Annotated in this window: 15 protein-coding genes; 12 read left to right on the top strand and 3 right to left on the bottom strand. The window is 42.7% G+C overall.

The features are described 5' to 3' along the window. Positions 1-43: 43 nt before the first annotated feature. Together NSS77_RS12970 and NSS77_RS12975 are read right to left on the bottom strand one after the other, a co-directional pair. The gene (locus NSS77_RS12970; RefSeq protein WP_342469117.1) at positions 44-1,222 is read right to left on the bottom strand and encodes an MFS transporter; all 1,179 of its coding nucleotides are present in this window, start codon (positions 1,220-1,222) and stop codon (positions 44-46) included. Beyond that, positions 1,219-1,647, bottom strand: coding sequence for a MarR family transcriptional regulator (locus NSS77_RS12975; RefSeq protein WP_342469118.1), 429 nt, complete (start codon positions 1,645-1,647; stop codon positions 1,219-1,221). Before NSS77_RS12975 ends, NSS77_RS12970 begins: the two co-directional genes overlap by 4 nt. 433 nt (positions 1,648-2,080) lie before the next feature. Here NSS77_RS12975 and asnB point away from each other — a divergent pair, with 433 nt between their 5' ends. The 9 genes from asnB (at position 2,081) to NSS77_RS13020 (ending at position 16,629) form a co-directional block, all read left to right on the top strand. Then, positions 2,081-3,931, top strand: coding sequence for an asparagine synthase (glutamine-hydrolyzing) (asnB, locus tag NSS77_RS12980; protein ID WP_342469119.1), 1,851 nt, complete (start codon positions 2,081-2,083; stop codon positions 3,929-3,931). 99 nt (positions 3,932-4,030) lie between these two features. Beyond that, on the top strand, positions 4,031-4,891 hold the full coding sequence (locus tag NSS77_RS12985) for an AraC family transcriptional regulator (protein WP_342469120.1): 861 nt from the start codon (positions 4,031-4,033) through the stop codon (positions 4,889-4,891). A gap of 483 nt (positions 4,892-5,374) precedes the next feature. Beyond that, positions 5,375-9,853, top strand: coding sequence for a glutamate synthase large subunit (gltB, locus tag NSS77_RS12990; RefSeq protein ID WP_342469121.1), 4,479 nt, complete (start codon positions 5,375-5,377; stop codon positions 9,851-9,853). Between the two features lie 16 nt (positions 9,854-9,869). Beyond that, positions 9,870-11,345: a glutamate synthase subunit beta gene (locus tag NSS77_RS12995; RefSeq protein WP_342469122.1), complete on the top strand. Its 1,476-nt coding sequence runs from the start codon at positions 9,870-9,872 to the stop codon at positions 11,343-11,345. 10 nt (positions 11,346-11,355) lie between these two features. After that, complete coding sequence (locus NSS77_RS13000; protein WP_342469123.1) at positions 11,356-12,606, top strand: LL-diaminopimelate aminotransferase; 1,251 nt, start codon at positions 11,356-11,358, stop codon at positions 12,604-12,606. 4 nt (positions 12,607-12,610) lie between these two features. Then, on the top strand, positions 12,611-13,498 hold the full coding sequence (gene dapF, locus NSS77_RS13005; protein ID WP_342469124.1) for a diaminopimelate epimerase: 888 nt from the start codon (positions 12,611-12,613) through the stop codon (positions 13,496-13,498). 32 nt (positions 13,499-13,530) lie between these two features. Beyond that, positions 13,531-14,868 carry a type I glutamate--ammonia ligase gene (glnA, locus tag NSS77_RS13010; RefSeq protein WP_342469125.1) on the top strand — a complete coding sequence of 446 codons (1,338 nt, stop codon included), beginning with the start codon at positions 13,531-13,533 and terminating at the stop codon, positions 14,866-14,868. 12 nt (positions 14,869-14,880) lie between these two features. Beyond that, positions 14,881-15,222, top strand: coding sequence for a P-II family nitrogen regulator (locus NSS77_RS13015; RefSeq protein ID WP_342469126.1), 342 nt, complete (start codon positions 14,881-14,883; stop codon positions 15,220-15,222). A gap of 21 nt (positions 15,223-15,243) precedes the next feature. Then, complete coding sequence (locus NSS77_RS13020; protein ID WP_342469127.1) at positions 15,244-16,629, top strand: ammonium transporter; 1,386 nt, start codon at positions 15,244-15,246, stop codon at positions 16,627-16,629. A gap of 216 nt (positions 16,630-16,845) precedes the next feature. On the opposite strand, the gene NSS77_RS13025 is transcribed toward NSS77_RS13020, so the two are convergent. Beyond that, entirely contained in the window at positions 16,846-18,825 is a 1,980-nt protein-coding gene (locus tag NSS77_RS13025) for an acetoacetate--CoA ligase (protein ID WP_342469128.1), read from the bottom strand. A gap of 279 nt (positions 18,826-19,104) precedes the next feature. On the opposite strand from NSS77_RS13025, the gene NSS77_RS13030 reads away from it, so the two are divergent. The 3 genes from NSS77_RS13030 (at position 19,105) to NSS77_RS13040 (ending at position 22,926) form a co-directional block, all read left to right on the top strand. Then, positions 19,105-20,298, top strand: a complete 1,194-nt coding sequence (locus tag NSS77_RS13030; RefSeq protein ID WP_342469129.1) for an amidohydrolase — start codon at positions 19,105-19,107, stop codon at positions 20,296-20,298. 194 nt (positions 20,299-20,492) lie between these two features. Beyond that, positions 20,493-22,229 (top strand): ABC transporter ATP-binding protein, encoded by a 1,737-nt coding sequence (locus NSS77_RS13035; RefSeq protein ID WP_342469130.1) that lies wholly within the window; start codon positions 20,493-20,495, stop codon positions 22,227-22,229. A 553-nt stretch (positions 22,230-22,782) separates the two neighbouring features. Continuing rightward, entirely contained in the window at positions 22,783-22,926 is a 144-nt protein-coding gene (locus NSS77_RS13040) for a hypothetical protein (protein WP_342469131.1), read from the top strand. The last annotated feature ends 29 nt before the right edge of the window (positions 22,927-22,955 follow it).

The raw sequence follows: 22,955 nt of genomic DNA on the forward strand, positions 1-22,955 counted from the left end.
CTATTTATATCGATATTAAATGGCCAATTCCGGTTTCCGTTTGTTATTGAAAATTCTTCACTTTACGGCCATGAAGGAAAAAGTAAAGGATCACGGTTGCCAAAACGACAAAACTTAAACTGAAATACAATTGGCTGTAAGTCGTATACGGCTCAATAAATCCCAACAGATATGGGCCAAAGCCCAGACCCGCATCAAGGAAAATGAAGAATGTGGATGTGGCAAGTCCCATTCGATGGATGGTCGTCACTTTCACTGCAACGGCTTGAATGCAGGATTGCATGTTGCCATAACCCAGACCGATCAAAACCCCTGAAAACAGCAGTACAAAACTGTTATGTGCCGCACTTAAAACAATCAGTCCGATGGAAAAAAGAATAAACGCAGGATACATCACGTAGTTTGGGCCTTTCACATCCAACAGACGCCCGGAGAAAGGACGTGAACACAAAATAGCGATGGAGTAAACAAAGAAGAAGAAACTGGAGGCTTCCACCAAGCCAATTTCCTGCGCATAAAAATTCATGAAAGATAAAACCCCGGAATAGCATAATGCGGCAATGAGCATGATGAAAGAAATCGGGATGGCTTTCGGTTCAATAAAATTCGAAAGTTTGAATCCTTTAACGTCTTTTTCCGCCTTTTTCACCTCTTCAGGCTCTGTTACTTGGATAAAGAATGAGGTGATGAATGCGATGATTCCTAATAAAGTACATAATCCAAATACGATCAAGAAGCTTACATGCTGGCTCAAAAGCAACCCGATAAATGGACCGATGGCTGTCGCCAAAGTGGAACTCATACTGTAATACCCGATCCCTTCGCCTTTGCGGCTGTTGGGAATGACTTGGGCGACAATGGTTCCGGTTGCCGTCCCCGCAATACCGAGAGTCAAACCGTGCAAAAATCGCACAACTAAAAAGAACCAGATATTTAATTGAATAAAATATAAGAAGCTTGATAATGCAAAAAGGCAAGTGCCAATCAGCAATGTCCTTTTATAACCGATCGAATTGATGCCCCGGCCAATAAACAGTCTTCCGATTAATGTGGCGATGATGAAAATGCCTGTTGCAAGACCAGCTTGACTCGTGGTTGCGTGAAATTCCGTTTTAGCATAAACGGCTACTATGACAACTAATAGATAAAAGACAGATGTTAATAAAAAATTAATGGTTGACGTGATAATAAAATCTTTCGTCCATAGTTTTGTTTCATTCATTGATGTTTCCCTTCTTTTCTGTCAAATTGCTGCTGAATTTTCGAAAGTGTATGGAAAAAGTTTTGCAGTTCATCATCTGTAAGGTGTTCTAACATTTTTCTTTCGAAGCCCGATATTTTTTTACGGCAGGATGCATAAATTTCTTCTCCCAACGGTGTCAAATGAATCACCTTTTCTCTCCGATCCCGGCTTTCCCTTTTTTCGATTAATCGAAGTTCTTCCAAAGCGTTCACCCTGCGAGTGATGGACGGCTTTTCCACATTGTATCGTTTGGCGATTTCCACGAGTGTTGACGGACCGTTATGCTTTATGAAATAGATGACTTGCCATAAAGAATAGGACAGATTGTATTCGCCTAAAAGTTCATTCAATGCATTGATCAGTGGCCGATACAAGCGTAAATAATGTTGAAAAAATCCTTCCAAAGGATTTCACCTCCGATAAAATAGTTACCCTAGGTAACTATATCATTAAACTATTATATGTCAATAAAATGTTCCATTCCAATCATCCATTTTTCACCTTTCCGACTTAATGGCCGCTGTTCTTTCCCATTATCTGAATTGCGATGTATCTATGCCGGATCATCACCTATGTGCAATGTTATATATCAAATCGAGAATATTTATTAGCGATTTGAGAACGGAAAAGGGTTTAAATGATATAAAAATATAGATTTTGTGAAAATTTTTTGTTTTTGTTTGATATGTATTGGGGATAAAATGCTGATTTTTATATCTTTTCGAGGTTTTTCATCTGGATATTAGATAGGTTTTATATAAAAATGAAATTGTTCTTTATATACAAAAAATCATAAAATGAATTACAAGAAAAAATTATACTACGAAAGAGTGATGGATGATGTGTGGAATAACTGGCTGGATTCAATGGGATCAAGATTTGAAGCATCACGAAGTCACGGTCAAAAAAATGGCCCAAACATTATCGAAAAGAGGGCCTGATACATCAAGCAATTTTTGTGACACACATGCAGCTCTAGGTCATACAAGACTAATCGTAGTAGATCCTGTCGGAGGCGTACAGCCGATGACCAAAACAAAAGGTGCGAATTCCTATACCATCGTTTATAATGGTGAGTTATACAATACTGAAGAACTGCGGGAAGCACTGATAAAACGGGGATACCAATTTCAGTCCCACTCGGATACGGAAGTGTTGTTAACGGCATATATGGAATGGAAAGAGGATTGTGTCAACTTTCTCAATGGAATATATGCTTTCGCTGTTTGGGACGCTTCTTGTGAAAAACTGTACATGGCCCGCGACAGGCTGGGTGTGAAACCTTTATTTTATAAACATGACGGAAACAGGTTGCTTTTTGGTTCGGAGTTGAAGGCGATTTTGGCTCATCCCCAAGTAAAAGCGGAAATTGACCGGGAAGGGTTGCGGGAAATCTTTGGTTTAGGCCCATCCAGAACTCCTGGTCACGGTATATTCAAAGGAATCAATGAATTAAGACCCGCCCACTTTTTGACATTCGATCGTCACGGTCTCCGCATTCAACGATATTGGAATGTAAAGAGTGAAACCCATGAACATTCGTTGGATGAAACCATCGAACATGTCCGATTTCTCATCAAAGATGCAGTGGAAAGACAACTGGTTGCGGATGTTCCTGTTTGCACCTTTTTGTCAGGAGGGTTGGATTCCAGCGCCATAACAACCATTGCTTCAAATTACTTCAATAAGAATGGCAGAGGACCCCTTAGCACCTATTCGATAGATTATGAAGAAAACAGTGCCTACTTTCAAAAAAGTTTGTTTCAACCGGATGAAGATCGTCCATGGATTGAAAAAGTCGTTCAGCATTTGGGCGTGAAACACCACTCGATTATCCTGACCCACGAACAGCTTGCTGACACATTGGAGGAGGCGGTGATTGCCAAAGATTTGCCAGGCATGGCGGATATTGATTCTTCTTTGCTTTTATTTTCAAAGGAGATCAAAAAGCAGTTTACCGTCGCGCTTTCCGGTGAATGTGCCGATGAAATTTTCGGCGGATATCCATGGTTTTATAAAGAAGAATTGTTGCAAGGCGACAGCTTCCCTTGGATGCAATCGCAAACGTTAAGGCAAAATCTTTTATTGCCCTATTGGAAGGAAAAATTGAAATTGACGGACTACGTTCACCAAAGATATAAGGAAACCATTCAGGAAGTGCCGAAGCTTGAAGGCGAAGATCCTGTCGAAGCAAGACGCAGGGAAATGTTTTATATGAACATGGTATGGTTTATGTCGACCCTGCTGGATCGGAAAGATCGAATGAGCATGGCAGCCAGTCTTGAGGTGCGTGTCCCTTTTGCAGACCATCGGATCGTTGAATATGCATGGAATATACCTTGGGAAATGAAAATGTTGGACGGAAGGGAGAAAGGATTATTACGGAAAGCATTGGAGGGAATCCTTCCAAATGAAATCATTTACCGTAAAAAAAGCCCTTATCCAAAAACACATCATCCAAAATATACAAAGCTGGTAAAAGAGTTGTTGCAGCAAATCATTGATAAGAAAAATCCTCCAATTTTTCAGCTGCTTTCAAAGGAAAAAATAAAAGAAATACTGGCTCTCGATGGGGCGACGAAATTGCCGTGGTTCGGGCAATTGATGACAGGCCCTCAACTTCTCGCACATTTAGTGCAAGTGAATATGTGGTTTGACAAATACAATGTAAATCTCGTTGACGCATAGTTCCGTTTTAAATTTCTCCCGTCACCAAAGTGCCGACCTTTGGCAAGGGGCGGGAGAATCCCAAAAGCTTGACCAATCATGGAAAGGAAGGCGATTCAAATGTTAAATTTAAGCCCTGAACAATTCGTCATTAAACCGGCATTGGCGACAATCAATTGTGAACCGAATTGGCAATGGAAAAGAAAAGCGCCAATACCGAATTTTGATTTGTTATATATTTGGAGCGGCAAAGGCAATTTAAGATTGAACGGAAAAGATTATCCATTGCAAAGAGGCACTTGTTTTCTGTTCAGACCAGGCGATTGGACGACAGCTACCCAAGATCCGGCTAATCCGCTGGTGATTACGTATATTCACTTTGATGTCACTGGTGAACCCGAGATCATTCCAAATCATCATCGCATTTTGCAAGACCGCATCCATTTTGAATCATTATTGAGCCAATATGTCCGATTATTCCTGGTGGATACTTATGGCGCCGAAATGGAAGGAAAACTGATTCTAAAACAATTGATGATTCATTTGTTGCGGGCAGATCAACAGGAAGAGACTCAACAAAAAGAAGAAGGCGAAGAATTGCAAAGCCAAATTCTTTATACGATCAGGGAAGTGGCCAATTATGTGCAGCAGCATCCCGGAGAAAATCATACAGTCGAAAGTTTGGCTGCGCGCGCAAACTTTTCACCTCGTTATTTCTCAAAAAAATTCAAAGAAATCATGGGACAAACCATCCAATCGTATATTGTGGAAACCCGCATCAAAAGAGCAGAGCATTTATTGCATTATACAGGGATGTCAGTAACGGAAGTGGCCGATGCCCTGGGGTATAACAATATTCACTTTTTCAGCCGCCAATTCAAAGCTTATACGGGTAAAAGCCCGTCGGAAATTCGTATGATTTCAGGGATCCGAAAACCCAGTATAACGAAAATGCCATCAAAAAGGAAAAAAAATGCGTAAGTTTAACACCAATGGTTTTATATAGGAAAGCCGACATTTTCCGAAATGAAAATGTCGGTTTTTTTATTTCTTTTCAAACATTTGAAGATTTCCGCCATAATGGCCGGTTTTGTTCCGGAGATATTCCTTCTTCCGTGGCTGCCTGTCGTTCTTTGGAAGCCGGGGAAAATTCTGATTCAAAATGGGCGGTGAAAACATGTCTATTTACTGCATTCTTAAAAACGTCCGGTTTTGCCGGCAGCGCAATACGATGGTCCTTTTCTGATGGAAAGGAAGATAGGCGGTTTGTCATGGATTGGTTTAAGGGAGATAAATGCCAATTTAAGAATAATGTTTGTCCTTTTTATGGACAATGTTCGGTTTTTCTTTCAAAAAGTAGTGCAAAATAGTGCAAATATTCGACTCAATAGTCTAAATATTTTTATTTCTCCTCTTGGTAGGATGTATATATAAGAAAACAGGAAGAATTAAGGGGTGCAGAAAATGAAAGAACTACTCAACCAAGGCTTATACAATCCACAACTGGAACATGACTCGTGTGGAATCGCCTTATTAGCAAATATAAAAGGAGAAAAATCACATTCTCTTGTATCCCAAGCGCTAATTGCCCTTGAGAGGTTGACGCATCGCGGGGGACGGGATGATAAGGAAACGTTGGGTGATGGATCCGGCATTTTGACGGATATCCCTCATGAGTTATTTTCCAAAGAGTGGGAAAAGCAAGGAAAACAACTTCCTCCATCCGGACGTTACGGGGTTATGATGATTTTTCTTCCTAATGAAGAATCAAAATTGCTTGAATATAAAGCAAGAATCGAAGAAATCGTTGAAAAGAACAGTTTGGAGCTGTTTGGATGGCGTACGGTGCCAACGAACGAAGAAGCTCTGCAAAAGGAAGCAATCGAGTCAGCCCCTTCAATTCACCAATTATTTGTGTTACCTGCAACTGAGCTTGAACAAGACGATTTTGAAAGACGTTTATATGTAACTCGTCGCAGAATCGAAAAGACATTCAGCGAGTTTGAAAAGAATAAAGATGCATGTTATATCTCCAGTTTCTCATCGAGAACGATTGTATATAAAGGGCTGCTATTACCGAAACAATTAAGCAGTTTCTATTTGGATTTGCTCAATGAAAATTTCAAATCGAAAATGGCGATGGTTCATAACCGTTTCAGTACGAACACTTTCCCAAGCTGGAGCAGAGCCCAGCCGAACCGTATGATCATGCATAATGGGGAAATCAATACAATCAACGGCAATGTGAATTGGATTTTCGCCAGGGAAGCATCCATGCATTCAGATGCATTCGGTGTGGATCAAAAAGAACTTCATCCAATTGTGAACTTGGATGGCAGCGACTCGGCAATGTTTGACAATGTGCTGGAACATTTGGTGTTGTCCGGATGGTCTTTGCCACAGGCGATGATGATGATGATTCCGGAACCTTGGCAAAATAATACATTGCTTTCAAAGAAACAAAAGGCTTTCTACCAATATCATAGCTTGTTGATGGAGCCTTGGGACGGTCCTGCCGCAATGGGATTCTCTAACGGAAAACAGGTGGGCGCTTGCCTAGACCGCAACGGTTTGCGGCCAGCGAGATTTGTTTTGACAGACGACGACTTTTTCTATTTATCTTCGGAAGTGGGCGTTGTCGATATTCCAGAGGAAAAAATCATCCAAAAAGGCCGCCTAAAACCTGGCCAAATGTTATTAGTTGATTTTGAGAAAAAAGCGCTATTGTTCGATGAAGAATTGAAACATCAACTCATCAACGAACACCCATATGATCAATGGGCAGCTGAAATGATCATTCCTTTGGAGAATATTCCTTCTCTGAATCTGGAAAAATCGAGAAAGATTAATAAAAAACAATTGGTCCGCCTTCAAAAAGCGTTTGGTTATACATTTGAAGAGTGGGAGAAATATATCAAACCCCTGGCAACCCGCGGGGACGATCCGGTCGGTTCCATGGGCTACGATGGTCCACTTGCCGTTTTATCAAAAAGACCGCAATTGTTGTTCAACTACTTTAAACAACGGTTTGCGCAAGTAACCAATCCTCCGATTGATGCCATCCGGGAAGAGTACGTGACATCCATGGAAGTGTATTTGGGGGGAGAAGGCAATCTATTAAATCCGAAAAGGGAAGAATATCAAAAAATTAAACTGAAAACGCCAATCTTAACTAATAACGATTGGGTGAAACTGATCGGTTTGCATTTGAACGGATGGAGAGTAAAAAAACTGTCATCCTTATTCCCTGCAAAACAGCCGGAACTGATGGAAGAATATTTGGAGAAATTACTTAAAAAAGCTGAAAAAGCGGCAAAGGACGGATACCAGTTGCTTGTCGTAAGCGACCGCGGCACAAACAAAGAAAATGCGGCCATTCCATCATTGCTCGCCGTATCCAGCATCCATCATCATTTAATCAAGCAAGGTCTCCGCAACAAAGTGAGCATTATTGTTGAATCGGGAGAACCGAGAGAAGTTCATCATTTTGCGGCACTGCTCGGCTATGGAGCAAATGCGATATACCCTTACCTGGTATGCGCATCCCTTTCCCAATTGGAAGAAAGCGCGGAATACGATTTCATTGGAAAATACGTAAAAGGGATTACAAAAGGCATATTGAAAGTCATGTCCAAAATGGGAATTTCTACGGTCCAAAGCTATATCGGCGCTCAAATATTCGAAGCGGTCGGCATCAGCAAAGAAGTCATAGATCGTTATTTCCCGCGGACGATTTCACAAATCGGCGGTCTTGACATAGCGGACATTGCCAAGGAAACCGTTGCCCGCCACAACAAGGCCTGGGAAGATGAAAAACCTTTATTGGAAGAAGGCTCCGATTTCCAATGGCGCAAAAACGGGGAAGAACACCTCTATCGTCCGGAAACAATTCATACGTTGCAGCTTGCCTGCCGCACAGGAAAATATGAGCTTTATAAAAAATACAGCGAGATGCTGTCAAAAGAAAGCAATACGACTTTAAGGGCATTGTTTGAATTGAAAAGCGACCGGACACCGATCCCGATTGACGAAGTGGAACCAATCGAATCGATTTTTAAACGATTCAAAACGGGTGCGATGTCTTTCGGATCCATCAGCAAAGAAGCCCATGAAGCCATTGCCATTGCCATGAACCGGATCGGCGCAAAAAGCAACTCTGGTGAGGGCGGGGAAGATCCAAACCGCTATATTCCACTGCCAAACGGCGATTCAAAATTAAGCCGCATTAAACAAGTGGCTTCCGGACGATTTGGCGTCACAAGTCATTATTTAGTGAACTGCGACGAAATCCAAATCAAAATGGCACAAGGGGCAAAGCCTGGTGAAGGTGGCCAGCTTGCCGGCCATAAGGTGACGGTGGAAGTTGCAAAAACGAGAGGTTCAACTCCTGGAATCGAGCTGATTTCACCACCTCCTCACCACGATATTTATTCGATTGAAGATTTGGAACAATTGATTTACGACTTGAAAAATGCCAATCCGGAAGCACGGATCAACGTCAAACTCGTTTCCGAAAGCGGTGTAGGAACTATCGCAGCGGGTGTGGCGAAAGCGAAAGCAGACGTGATTCTCATCAGCGGTTATGACGGCGGAACAGGCGCAGCAGCCAGAACGAGCATCAAGCATGCCGGTCTTCCATGGGAATTGGGGCTGGCGGAAGCCCATCAAACGTTGATGCTGAACGGATTGAGAAACAAAGTGGTTCTTGAAACAGATGGAAAATTGATGAACGGAAAAGATGTCATCATCGGTGCATTATTGGGTGCGGAAGAGTTCGGTTTCTCCACGTTGCCGCTTGTCTCACTTGGTTGTGTAATGATGAGGGTTTGCCATTTGGATACATGCCCTGTAGGAGTTGCGACTCAAAATCCGGAACTCAGAAAGAAAATGACCGGTACTGCCGATCACGTGGTGCATTTGATGCACTTCATCGCCCAGGAAGTTCGCGAATTAATGGCAGAGCTGGGCTTTAGAACATTGGATGAGTTGATTGGAAGAACAGACATCATTCAGGTCAAAGATGATGTGGATTGGAAAGAACGGAAACTGGACTTTTCTCCTCTATTCGTCAGATACGAAGGAGATCGAACAGCAACCGAAAGCCAAAATCATCAATTGGAAGAAACGTTGGATTATCAAAAATTGATTCCATTAAGTCAAAAGGCTATAACAAGCAAACAGCCTGTTCAAATTTCGCTTCCAATCCGGAATACAAACCGTTCAGTCGGTACAATGCTCGGATATGAAGTTTCGAAAAAGTACGGAAACGAAGGGTTAAAAGAAGATACGATCCAAGTCCATTTCCAAGGTTCAGCCGGCCAAAGCTTTGGTGCATTCATTCCAAAAGGCATCACATTAAAGCTTGAAGGAGAAGCCAACGACTATGTCGGAAAAGGATTATCCGGCGGAAAAATCATCGTTGCTCCTCCAACGGATACAAAGCGGTTGGCGGAAGAAAATGTGATTATCGGCAACGCCGCTTTCTACGGTGCAACAAGCGGTAAAGCATTTATCCGCGGCAAAGCGGGAGAAAGGTTCTGTGTCAGAAACAGCGGAGCGCATGTTGTAGTGGAAGGAACAGGAGATCACGGTTGTGAATACATGACAGGCGGCCGGGTAGTGATTTTGGGAGAAGTCGGAAAGAACTTTGCAGCCGGCATGTCCGGGGGTATCGCATATATTTATTCTCCAGCCAATGAACATTTCACTGAAGTTTATAACGATGAACTTGTCATGCTGGAAGAGATTAATGACCAACAAGAATTGAGCTTTGTCAATGCTCTGATCAAAGAACATTACCAACAAACAAAAAGTACTGTGGCGAAACGAATCCTTCAAAATTGGGAGTTTGAAGCAGCGAATTTTATTCGCGTCATTCCATACAAATACAAAGAAATTTTGGAAAAAGAAGAACAGTACTTGGCAAAAAGTTATTTAGCGTAAGAGGGCGGTGAAGAAAATGGGAAAACCTACTGGATTTTTAGAATATAAACGGCAAAATGCCCAGTATCGGGATCCGTTGGAGAGAATTCAAGACTGGAAGGAAATTTCAAACCTTCCACAGGAAAGCGACTTGGTCAAACAGGCAGCTCGATGCATGGATTGCGGTGTTCCATTTTGTCAAAACGGCTCTCTTGTTGGAGGCATGTCAACGGGATGTCCAATATTCAACTTGATCCCTGAATGGAATGAACTTGTTTATAGAGGGAATTGGAAAGAAGCTTATGATCGATTGAGCATTACGAACCCTTTCCCAGAGTTTACAGGAAGGGCATGTCCAGCTCCTTGTGAGGCTGGATGTGTCGCTTCCCTCTATGAAAGTTCGGTAACCATTAAAAATATTGAATTGGCCATCATCGAAAAAGCTTTTGAAGAAGGATGGGTAAAACCGCAAATACCTAAGGAGAGAACAGGAGTCAAAATTGCGGTGGTCGGCTCCGGTCCAGCCGGTCTGGCTTGCGCGCATGAATTGAACAATTACGGACATTCGGTAACCGTTTTTGAAAGAAGCGACCGGATTGGAGGCCTCCTTACTTACGGGATTCCGAAAATGAAAATTGAACAGCTTGCCGTAGACCGCAGAATCCGTGTCATGGAAGAATCGGGCATCACCTTCTTGACGAATGTGGAAGTGGGAAAAGATTATTCCTTGGAAAAACTGCAAAAAGAATTTGATGCAGTGATTCTTTGCACGGGTGCCACAAAACCGCGGGATCTGCAAGTAAATGGAAGAAACTTGGGCGGTATCCATTTTGCGATGGATTTCCTGCACGCCAATACAAAAAGCATGTTGGATTCCAATTTTAAAAATGGCCAATATATTTCTGCCGAAGGAAAAGATGTAGTGGTCATCGGCGGTGGTGACACGGCAGTCGATTGTATCGCTACATCACTCAGACAAAATTGCAAAAGTGTGATTCAATTCGATATTTATCCGAAACGTCCAACGGAAAGAGAGGCAGATAATCCATGGCCGCAATATCCAATGGTTTATAAGCTGGATTACGGCCAGGAAGAAGCCAAAGCAAAATTTGGCGATGATCCAAGATTATTTGCCACTACCGCTTTGGAATTCATCGGGAATGAGGAAGGTCAACTCACTGCAGTCAAATGCGTGGGGATCAGAACCATATTCAATGAAAATGGTGAAAAGATCCGGGAACCGATCCCAAATACCGAAAAAATCATTCCGGCCCAACTGGTTCTACTGGCCATTGGATTTGAAGGGCCTGAACGGGAACTCTTTGATCAATTAAACATCGATTGGAAAGAGATAAAAAACAGCCGTTCTTATCAGACAAAAGTGGAAAACGTCTTTGTGGCGGGTGATGCAAGACGCGGCCAAAGTTTAATCGTTTGGGCGATCCAGGAAGGCAAAGAAGCCGCAAAAAGCTGCCATGAATATGTAACAAGTAAAGTAAACTTATCAATTTAGGAGGGATACGGTGCAAGCAGTTGATTATATCCAACAGTTATTTGCAGATCGAATTGGAGGTCCCTCTTTCGGTCTAAAGGAAGAAATATTCAAATTCGAAAAAATTAAAAGAGCCAAAAGATTGGCGGTGAAAGAAAAGCCTGACGTGCCATTGATTGATTTGGGCGTTGGCGAGCCGGATGCAATGGCAGACAAGAGGGTCGTTGACAAGCTTTATGAGGAGGCGGCAAAACCTGAAAACCGGTTTTATTCAGATAACGGAATCCAGGAATTTAAAGAAGCGGCTGCCCGCTATATGGAGGAAGTGTTTGGTGTTCCGGACCTGGATCCGGAGACGGAAATCAACCACGTCATCGGTTCAAAAACAGGCTTGAGCTTGCTGCCCGCTGCTTTCATCAATCCCGGAGATATTACATTGATGCCATCACCTTGTTATCCGGTGCTCGCCACTTATACGAAATATTTCGGTGGAGAAGTTGTCCATCTTCCGCTATTAAAAGAAAATGGATTTTTACCCCAACTGGATCAAATCGATCCGGAAGTGCTGAAAAAAGCCAAACTGCTCTATTTAAATTATCCAAACAACCCTACTGGCGCAGTGGCAACCAAAGAGTTTTTCGAAGAAGTTGTCGAATTTGCCAGAACCCATCAAATCATTGTTGTCCACGACGCAGCTTATGCCGCATTGATGTTTGACGGCGAAAAACCGCTTAGCTTTTTATCCGTACCTGGAGCAAAAGAAGTCGGCGTAGAGCTTCATTCATTATCCAAGTCTTTCAATATGACCGGTTGGAGAATAGGGTTTATTGCCGGAAATCCGAAATTGATCAAAGCATTCCAAACGGTAAAAGATAACAGCGATTCCGGTCAATTCATCCCTATTCAAAAGGCCGCAAGTTTTGCGTTATCCCATCCGGAAATAACGGAGGAAACGGCGAAAAAATATTCCCGCCGCCATGAATTGCTGGTGCAAATCCTTCAAGGATGCGGTTTTGAAGTGGAAAAACCGAAAGGCTCCTTTTACTTATATGCCGAAGCTCCAATCGGGGTGGCAGGAGGGCCAACATTCCAAACAGCGGAGGAATTTTCACAATACCTTATCCGGGAACATCTCATTTCAACCGTTCCGTGGGATGATGCGGGAAGTTTCATCAGATTTTCCGTCACCTTTGAAGCTGATTCAGAAGAAGAAGAGTTGCAAGTGATGAAGGAAATTGAAAGGCGCCTGAAAGGGGAAAAGTTCATTTTTAAAAGAAGGTGATGTAATGCTATTTACAAAAATGCATGGGTTAGGAAACAACTATATTTTTATCAATCTTTTGGAACACTCATTACAAGAAGAATTCCTTCCAACATTGGCAAGAAATCTTTCCAATGTGAGATTTGGCATTGGTTCTGATGGAATGATCCTTATCTGCGATTCCAAAGTTGCCGACTTCCGGATGCGAATTTTCAACGCGGACGGATCGGAAGGGAAAAATTGCGGCAACGGATTAAGATGTGTAGCGAAATATTTATATGATCATCAATTTGTGGATTCCGAGAGTTTTACAATTGAAACCCTCGGCGGAATTGTAGAAGTTCATATATCCGAAAAGAAAAAAGAAGTGGAATTTGTCACGGTTGATATGGGTGAACCAAAATTGCTGAAAGGAATGGTTCCAATGATTGGTGAACCCATGACGGTGACCATCGATGAACCGTTCACCATCGGCGGAGAACTCTATCATCTGACTTGCGTTTCAATGGGCAACCCCCACGCCATCATGTTTGTGGATAATGTCCATGATGTGCCCCTTGAAAAAATAGGTCCAATCATCGAACATTCCGACATCTTCCCGGAGAGGGTGAATGTAGGAATTGTAACAGTGAAGAAACCGAATGAACTCGACTATCGGGTTTGGGAAAGAGGATCAGGCATCACAATGGCTTGCGGTACAGGTGCTTGTGCAGCGGTTGTCGCAGCCACATTAAATAAAAAAATTGAGAAGAACCAAATTATTACTGTCCACCTGCCGGGAGGTGATTTAGAGATTCGTTGGGACGAAAATAACCATGTTTGGATGAAAGGAAGAGCAGAGTACATCTGCCATGGTGAAATCAAATTGGAAGATTTCATCAAAGAAAAGATGCCAAAAGCGTCTGGTCAATAAATTTGGATTTTAAATATGAGGAGGAATTATTCATGAGCAAAAATTATACAAAAGAAGACATTTTAAAAATGGCAGAACAGGAAAACGTACGCTATATCCGTTTACAATTCACGGATTTATTCGGAATCATTAAAAACGTTGAAGTTCCTTTAAGCCAATTGCCTAAAGCTTTGGATAACAAAATCATGTTTGACGGTTCTTCCATCGAAGGATTTGTAAGAATCGAAGAATCCGATATGTATCTGTATCCTGATTTAAACACATGGCTCATCTTCCCTTGGGAAACTGAACATGGGAAAGTTGCCCGTTTGATTTGTGACGTATATTTACCGGACGGCAATCCATTCCCTGGCGATCCTCGAAGCGTTCTGAAAAAAGTGCTAAAAGAAGCGAACGAACTTGGATTTACAGCAATGAACGTAGGTCCGGAACCGGAATTCTTCCTATTTAAAACAGATGCGAACGGCAATCCGACAATGGAATTGAACGACCAAGGCGGTTATTTCGATTTGGCGCCAACGGATCTTGGTGAAAACTGCCGACGCGACATCGTGCTAACATTGGAAGAAATGGGATTTGAAATCGAAGCCTCCCATCACGAAGTTGCCCCTGGTCAGCATGAAATTGATTTCAAATATGCCAATGCAGTAGAAGCGGCTGACCAAATTCAAACATTCAAATTAGTCGTGAAAAACATCGCGAGAAAACATGGATTACATGCCACATTCATGCCAAAACCTCTCTACGGAGTAAACGGTTCAGGAATGCACTGCCACCAATCTCTATTCCGCGGAAAAGAAAATGCCTTCTACGATGAAAACGATGAACTTGGTTTAAGTGAAACAGCGAAACAATATTTGGCAGGAATTTTGAAACATGCTTACAGTTTCGCAGCGATTACGAATCCAACAGTGAACTCATACAAACGTCTAGTTCCAGGTTATGAAGCACCATGTTATATTGCATGGTCCGGCAAAAACCGAAGCCCTCTTGTACGTGTTCCGGCAAGCCGTGGATTAAGTACCCGTATTGAATTGAGAAACCCGGATCCATCCGCAAACCCATATCTTGCATTAGCTGTAATGCTCGCAGCAGGTTTGGATGGCATCAAAAACAAATTGACTCTTTGCGATCCGGTAAACTCCAACATTTACACAATGGATGAACAACAATTGGATGACTTGAACATCAAAAGCCTTCCATCCAACTTGGAAGAAGCGATCAATGCATTGGAACAAAACGAAGTCATCAAAGCGGCACTTGGCGAACATATTACAACCCACTTCATTGAAGCAAAACGGATCGAGTGGGATGAATTCAGAATCAATGTGCATCCATGGGAACGTGAACGTTATATCACTCTATATTAAGGGGGACGATTTATGAAAAAAGTTGAAGTGATTACCCGTCCAGAAGTGTTCAAAGAATTAAGGGATAACTTGTTTTCCATTGGAATCGGCGGCATGACCGTAACGGAAGCTGCCGGTTCCGGCAAACAAAAGGGAGTGGAAGGCTTATTCCGGGGTACTACCTTTGAAATAAGAGTTCTTCCAAAGTTGAAAATTGAATTGGTCATCGACGATGAGAAAGTGGAAGAAGTTGTGGAAGTGATTCAAAGAACTTGCAATACCGGATCGGTAGGTGATGGAAAAATCTTTATTATCCCTGTTGAAGAAGCGATCCGCATCCGTACAGGTGAACATGGAAAAGAAGCCATTATATAAGATGAGAGGAGTCGAGTTGAGATGAAGAAAAAAGTATTATCTATTTCGCCGTTATTATTGTTCGCTGCATTGCCAGCTTATGCGCAAGCGCCAACTGTCGAATCATTGGAATTGTCCATCAATCTCGTTTGGGTCATGTTAGGTGCAGTGTTGGTATTCTTCATGCATGCAGGTTTTACGTTGGTTGAAACCGGCTTTACGAGAGCGAAAAACTCATTGAACATCATCATGAAAAACTTCATAACAATCAGTATTGTTTCCATTTTATACTATTTTGTCGGATTTGGTTTCATGTTTGGCGATTCGGCGAACGGCATCATTGGAACAAATGGATTTTTATTATCCGGAAGGGAAGATATCGACTTTTTCGTCTTCCAGGCAATGTTTGCAGCAACTTCCATCACAATCATTTCGGGAGCGGTTGCTGAACGGATCAGAATCTCAAGCTATATCTTGATTGCTGTTGCAATGAGCGTCATCGTTTACCCGGTCATCGGCCATTGGATCTGGTCAGGTGATGGATGGCTTGCTCAACTTGGCTTTACAGATTTCGCCGGTTCAACAGTGGTGCATTTGACTGGTGCGATTGCGGCATTGACCGTTGTCATTTTCCTTGGACCACGTATCGGAAAATATACAGGCAAAAAAGTCAATGTGATTCCAGGCCACAACATTCCATTGGGAGCACTGGGTGTATTCGTACTTTGGTTAGGTTGGTTCGGTTTTAACGGTGCCAGCACCCTTGCGGCAGATACAACTTTGGTTCCACACGTGATTGCAACAACATTACTTTCGACTTCAGCCGCTTTTGTTACATCTGCCCTTTATACAAAAATCCGATTCGGAAAAATTGATCCTTCCATTTCATTAAACGGTGTTTTGGGCGGTTTGGTTGGGATCACGGCAGGTGCGGCGGATATCTCCATACTTGGATCCATTATTGTCGGATTCGTCTCAGGGATTTTATTGGTAGAAGGTGTCCGTTTCTTGGATACAAAAGTTCGAGTGGATGATCCGGTAGGTGCAATTGCGGTCCATGGTATTTGCGGTATTTGGGGAACACTTGCAATCGGTTTATTCTCGACTTCCAGCGGACTTTTCTACGGAGCAGGCGCTTCTCAATTGGGCATTCAGGCAATTGGTGTTTTAGCAGTCATTATCTATACAATGTTAATTGTCAGTGTAGTGACGGTCGTAATCAACTTCATTCTCCCAATCCGTGTATCAAGCCAAGATGAAATCGCAGGTCTCGATTATTCCGAACACGGCTCTTATGCATACGAATGGAGCCAAACATTGTTGGAAAGAGTGATCAATGACAGTGAAGAAAAACCTGAACACGGTTTAGGATTGGCAGATCGATTGAACAACTTGACTCATGGAACGGTGAAAAGTAAAACTTCGTAAGAAATAGTGTAGTAAAAAACTTCCAAATAAGATGGCAAACCATCTTATTGGAAGTTTTTTTAATTTATCATTTTGTTTTTTGGGGTGAAAGTGTCAAGACAGTTTGATTGAATAACGATCACATGGTCGAATACAGCAATAAGTTTTTTTACATTTGTAAAGTTTTGCAGATAAAGTATTTAGGCACTACCACCAATGGATAGTGCCTGAATTTGCTTAAATGGCGTTAAACGATTTGCTTAATTCAATGAAATAATCCAACGATTTCGGGTTGGCCATTGCACCCGGATTAATGGCTTTTCCGACCGGCATGCCAAGCAGAATTTTGCGGATTGGCACTTCTAATTTCTTTCCATTCAAAGTCTTTGGCACTTCCTCGACGACATGGATTTGATCCGGAACAAACCGGGGTGATAAGTTTTGCCGAATGGCATCCTTGATTTTTTGTGCAAATGCATCGTTGAATTGAGCCGGATCTTGCAAAACAATAAATAAGGCCAGGCAGGAAGGACGATCTCTATACTCCAGATCCACAACCAAACTGTCCAAAATTTCCGGGAAGGATTCTACAATTTTATAAATCTCGCTTGTCCCCATCCGTACACCGGAGCGGTTGATAGTTGCATCCGAACGGCCAAAAATGATGCAGCTTCCGTCTTCATTGATTTGAATCCAGTCCCCATGTCTCCAAACCTTTGGATAGGTGCTGAAGTAACTGTCCAAATAACGGCTGTAGTCCTCATCCCCCCAAAAATAGATCGGCATGGATGGCATCGGCTTTGTCACAACCAGTTCCCCCACAGAACCGATGATCGGATTGCCTTCCTCATCGTAGCTTTCCACTTTGGCCCCCAATGAGCGGGAAGGAATGATGCCTGCCCTTACCGGCAGCGTGATATTTCCTCCGACGAATCCGGTGCAAACGTCGGTTCCTCCGCTGATGGAAACAAGCAAGATGTCATCTTTAACAGATTCATAAACCCATTTGAAGCTGTTGGCTGATAATGGCGAAGCGGTTGATAAAACGGCGCGCAATTTTGGGAACTTAAAATGGCTGTTTGGTTTAAAGTTATGTTTGATGCAAACATCGATAAATGGAGCGCTTGTCCCAAATACGGTGATTCCCGCTTCTTCCGCAAACGCCCACAAGGCGGAGAGATCCGGATAGCTTGGGCTGCCATCATATAAAACAATGGTGCTGCCCACAATCAATCCGCTGACGAGCATGTTCCACATCATCCAGCCGGTTGTCGTAAACCAGAAGAAACGATCCTCTTTCCCTAAATCCGCTTCGATTTGCAGGGTTTTGATATGCTCGATTATAATGCCGCCATGGGAATGGACGATCGGTTTCGGCAATCCTGTCGTCCCGGAAGAATATAAAATCCAAAGAGGATGGTTGAATTCCACTTGTTCATATTCCAGTTCAGAAGATTTCTCTTTCACTGCATCCATCCAATGAACGGTTTTTGGGGACTTGAGTTCAGGTTGTTCCCCGACATGGTGGATGATGATGGAATGTTCGATGGATGGGATTTCATCCAATAAATGATGGATGGTATCCAGCTTGTCATATACCTTTCCGTTATATTGATAACCATTCACGGCGATGAGGAGCTTCGGTTCAATTTGTTTAAAACGGTCAACGACGCTGTTTAGACCAAAATCCGGCGATGCCACCGACCAGATGGCCCCGATGCTAGCACAAGCCAAAAAGCTGACAACCGTTTCAGGGATGTTTGGAGAATAGGCAACGACCCGATCGCCTTTTTGGATTCCGATTTTTTTCATATAGTCCGCCAGAGCTGCCACATCTTCGTAAAGCTGATTCCAGGAGATGGATCGGGCTGGTTGGTTTTCGGATTTATAAATGATGGCCGGACCCGGCAGTTCCTTATGTCGAAAAACTTGTTCCGTATAGTTCAAATGGGCATTTCGAAACCATTTGTAATAAGGCATTTGATCGCCTGTCAAAATGGAATCGTAAGGTTTGCTGTGGACAATGTTCCCATATTCCCAAATGGATTTCCAAAAAGCTTCTGTTTCGGTTGTGGACCATTCCCATAATGCTTGATGGGAATCAAATTGAAGCCCGTAATTTTCTTTCAGCCACCGTTTGTAGCGGCTGATTTCACTGTTTTGAACGGTATTTTCATCCGCCTTGTAAAGCAGTGTTCCTTCCAATATTGCGACCATACGTACCATCCTTTCAAGAAACTCATAAATTTATTTTATAGAAAAACATGATGGGGCCAAACTGATAGATTTTAATATATTAAAGTAAATATGAAAGGTGAAAATGAATAATTCTCATTTGCGAAGGATTTTTATGCATGATTTCAAGTCAGTTTTGAAGGAAAATCATCCTTAAGAAAGTATTTCTATAAAAGGGTTTGTATTTTCCGGATTTAGGGAATATACTCCATATATAAATTTTAGTTTTCTAATAGGAATAGTTTAATAGGGGTGATGGGATTGAAAAGCGATTTTAAACAATTAATTCATGATATAGAAGAATCCTACAGTGAAACAGTCGAATGGCGCCGCCACTTGCACCAACATCCGGAGTTGTCATTTGAAGAATATGAGACGAGCAAATTTATTGCGGAAAAGTTGGAGGAATTCGGTTTGACCGTTCATAGAAATGTCGGGGGTACCGGGGTAATCGCCAAAATCGAGGGGGCAGAGCCTGGAAAAACCATTGCCTTCCGGGCAGATTTTGATGCATTGCCGATCCAAGACTTAAAATCTGTAAGTTATGCTTCCAAAATTGAAGGGGTCTCCCATGCTTGCGGACATGACGGCCATACAGCGGCTCTTTTGGGCTTTGCCAAAAACATTTTGAAGTACAAACATCTTTTAAAAGGCAACATTCTTTTTGTTTTCCAACATGCAGAGGAAAAACCGCCAGGCGGTGCGAAAGACATGATTGCTCAAAATATATTGGAGGATGTTGATTATGTATTTGCCGCCCATTTGGATTCTTCATTGGATGTCGGCAAGGTTGCCATAGGCTCAGGATACAAAATGGCTGCCGTGGATCAATTTAAAATCCATCTGAAAGGTCTTGGTGGCCATGGAGGACGTCCAAATGAAGCCAATGATGCATTGGTGGCCGGTGCGGAATTGGTGGGAAGTCTACAAAAAATAGTGAGCCGCAATGTCGATCCATTGCAACCCGCCGTGGTAACAGTGGGCAGATTCCATTCAGGAACAGCTTTCAATGTGATTGCGGAAAGGGCATATTTGGAAGGCACTGTCCGAACATATGATGCAACCGTGCGCAGTTATGTGGAGGAACGGATTGAACAAATTACAAAGGGCATTTCTTTAGCCCATCAAATTCAATATGAAATCGAGTACTTGCATGGCTATCCGGCCCTTTACAATGACGAAAAGCAAACTGAAAAGGTGAAACATTCATTGATAAGCGGACTTGGGATGGATGCCGTTGTGGACCTGAAAGCTTCCATGGGTGCCGAGGATTTTGCTTATTTCCTGTTGGAAAGACCGGGGACTTACTTTAAAGTAGGGGCAAGAAATGAACGAAAAGAAACCCAATTTCCCCATCATCACGGCAACTTTGATATTGATGAAAGGGCGTTGACGATCATACAAAAGGCGTTCGCTTATATTGCTCGTGAATATATAATGGATATAAATGGTTGATGCGGTTTCAAGTGAATCAAATATAAAAGGGGAAATCCATTCAATGCATATTTTTTAGAACAATTTATGGTAGGCAGGAGATTCAATTCTTCTGCTTTTTTTTGAGATCTTTGTTCCAAATGAAAAATATTATCAATTTGTGGCGATTTTTTGTATAATTCAAGGTATGACTATGACATAGAAAGGAAAAGCGGATGTTAAAGCAATTTTTTTCCTATTATAAACCCCATAAACGATTGTTTATCATCGACTTTTCATGTGCCGTATTGGTCGCCGTTTTAGATTTGTTTTTCCCGATTGCGGTGCAGTGGTTCATCGATATCTTATTGCCTGAAGGCGACTGGGGAAAAATCGTGCAGGTGAGCGCACTTTTGCTCCTTGTATATCTTTTGAGCACCTTCATGAACTTTGTGGTCAACTATTTGGGGCATAAACTGGGGATCAATATCGAAACCGACATGCGCCGGGATTTGTTCAATCATATCCAAAAACAAAGCTTCAAGTTTTTTGACAATACAAAAACCGGCCACATCATGAGCCGCATCACGAACGATTTGTTTGACATCGGGGAATTTGCCCACCACGGGCCTGAAGATTTCTTCATTGCCATCATGACTTTCATCGGCGCCTTTGTGATCATGTTCCAGATCAATCCGACGTTGGCGTTGATTGCGCTGATCTTCATGCCGTTTTTGATTTGGCTCGTTACATACTGCAACACGAAAATGAACAACGCATGGAAAGAAATGTACAGCAAAATTGCCGATGTCAATGCCAGAGTGGAAGACAGCGTTTCAGGCATCCGTGTGGTGAAGGCATTTACAAATGAAGAATTCGAAATGAAGCGCTTCCGTAAGCAAAACAGCTTTTTCCGTTCAGCGAAACTTTATGCCTATAAAGTCATGGCCGGAACCCACTCCAGCATTTACTTTATGACGCGGCTGCTCACATTGGTCATTTTGGTGGTCGGCGCCTGGTTAAGCTACAACGGCACATTATCCTACGGTGAATTGGTAAGTTTCGTCTTATACACAAACGTATTAATCAAACCGGTGGATAAAATCAGTGCGCTGTTGGAACTTTATCCAAAAGGAATGGCGGGCTTCAAACGTTTCCGGGAATTGCTCATGCAGGAACCTGAAATCAGGGACCGGGAAAATGCCATTGCCGTCCCTCATTTGGAAGGGAATATTTCATTTAAGAAGGTATCCTTCCAATATGATGAGACAAAACCCGTATTGAGCAATGTTTCCTTTGATATTAAGGCAGGGCAGACCATCGCCTTTGTCGGCCCATCAGGAGCAGGGAAGACTACGATTTGTTCACTGATTCCCCGCTTCTATGACGTAAATGGAGGGGCGATTACCATTGACGGAATCGATGTGCGGGACATGACGCAAAAATCATTGCGGGAACAAATCGGCATTGTGCAGCAGGATGTGTTTCTGTTTACCGGAACAATCCGGGAAAATATCGAATATGGCCGATTGGGGGCAAGCTTTGAGGAGATCAAAGCGGCTGCAGAAAAGGCCCATTTGAAGGAATTCATTGAATCGCTTCCGGACGGGTATGACACGCAAATCGGCGAGCGCGGCTTGAAATTGTCGGGTGGACAAAAGCAGCGTCTTGCCATTGCGCGGATGTTTTTGAAAAATCCGCCCATCCTGATTTTGGATGAGGCCACTTCTGCGCTCGATACGGAAACGGAAATGATGATTCAAAAATCGTTGAACGAGCTGTCCAAAAACCGTACCACATTGGTCATTGCCCATCGCCTCGCAACGATTCGCAATGCGGATAAAATATTCGTTGTAACGGACAACGGCATTGAAGAACAGGGAACGTATGAGGAGCTCTTGGCTTTAAACGGCGTCTTTGCCAACCTGCACAACGCGCAATTCAAGAAAGTCGAAGAAATGTTTTCACTATGATTTGTAATCGCAAGCCATTTTAATGAACTTGGCTGAAAAAAATGAAGTAAAACCAAATTGTTATAGCAATCAAAGAGGCTGGGACAAAAGATAAAAAACACCATTTTCTCCCGTGAGAAAATGGTGTTTTTTGTGCGCCCGGCATGTACATGAACTATAGGGTGTAAGTCCCGAACCCCGAAGACAGAAGTAGAGGTTAGCTCAACGAAGGGTGTCCGTGGTGACGCGGAATCTGAAGGAAGCTGGAGGCAAAACACCGGTCCGAGGAACACGAACCTCATATAAGGCTAGGTATGATTGAGTGAGTTTGCAAAACAAAACAAAGCTCTTTCTGTCGAAGGTCATATCGAGTAGATGAGGCGGATAGATGGTGTGAAAGTGCATGTACTTACCCGGGGAGGTCTGGCGGATAGGTGAAGTACGCTTCATAACCTATTTAGTGATCAGTAGCTGAACCGTCAGAAGTCAGCAGAGGTCATAGTATTAGTTGGTTTAGAACTACTAAGAAGGACCGAACAATGAAGAGAGAATAGCCCTTGGCATTCAGTGAGTCATGATGAACACAGAAAACGTAGTACCTCACTTGAGGAAGGAAGCGGTGAATCCCGTGGGGGACCTCTTGGAGGGTGGAGTGACCACTGGCATAAAGAGAACAGCTATTCACGGAAGTTATAAAAACTTGCGTCAATTATCTTAATTGAACCGCCGTATACGGAACCGTACGTA

The organism is Ureibacillus sp. FSL K6-3587 (assembly GCF_038593165.1).
Lineage (GTDB): Bacteria > Bacillota > Bacilli > Bacillales_A > Planococcaceae > Ureibacillus > Ureibacillus suwonensis.

What these genes read in the sequence shown, in the direction of transcription:
- NSS77_RS12970 (WP_342469117.1), bottom strand. Translation starts at nt 1,222, where the DNA reads ATGAATGAAACAAAACTATGGACGAAAGATTTTATTATCACGTCAACC.
- asnB (WP_342469119.1), top strand. Translation starts at nt 2,081, where the DNA reads ATGATGTGTGGAATAACTGGCTGGATTCAATGGGATCAAGATTTGAAG.
- NSS77_RS12985 (WP_342469120.1), top strand. Translation starts at nt 4,031, where the DNA reads ATGTTAAATTTAAGCCCTGAACAATTCGTCATTAAACCGGCATTGGCG.
- gltB (WP_342469121.1), top strand. Translation starts at nt 5,375, where the DNA reads ATGAAAGAACTACTCAACCAAGGCTTATACAATCCACAACTGGAACAT.
- NSS77_RS12995 (WP_342469122.1), top strand. Translation starts at nt 9,870, where the DNA reads ATGGGAAAACCTACTGGATTTTTAGAATATAAACGGCAAAATGCCCAG.
- dapF (WP_342469124.1), top strand. Translation starts at nt 12,611, where the DNA reads ATGCTATTTACAAAAATGCATGGGTTAGGAAACAACTATATTTTTATC.
- glnA (WP_342469125.1), top strand. Translation starts at nt 13,531, where the DNA reads ATGAGCAAAAATTATACAAAAGAAGACATTTTAAAAATGGCAGAACAG.
- NSS77_RS13015 (WP_342469126.1), top strand. Translation starts at nt 14,881, where the DNA reads ATGAAAAAAGTTGAAGTGATTACCCGTCCAGAAGTGTTCAAAGAATTA.
- NSS77_RS13020 (WP_342469127.1), top strand. Translation starts at nt 15,244, where the DNA reads ATGAAGAAAAAAGTATTATCTATTTCGCCGTTATTATTGTTCGCTGCA.
- NSS77_RS13025 (WP_342469128.1), bottom strand. Translation starts at nt 18,825, where the DNA reads ATGGTCGCAATATTGGAAGGAACACTGCTTTACAAGGCGGATGAAAAT.
- NSS77_RS13035 (WP_342469130.1), top strand. Translation starts at nt 20,493, where the DNA reads ATGTTAAAGCAATTTTTTTCCTATTATAAACCCCATAAACGATTGTTT.
- NSS77_RS13040 (WP_342469131.1), top strand. Translation starts at nt 22,783, where the DNA reads ATGATGAACACAGAAAACGTAGTACCTCACTTGAGGAAGGAAGCGGTG.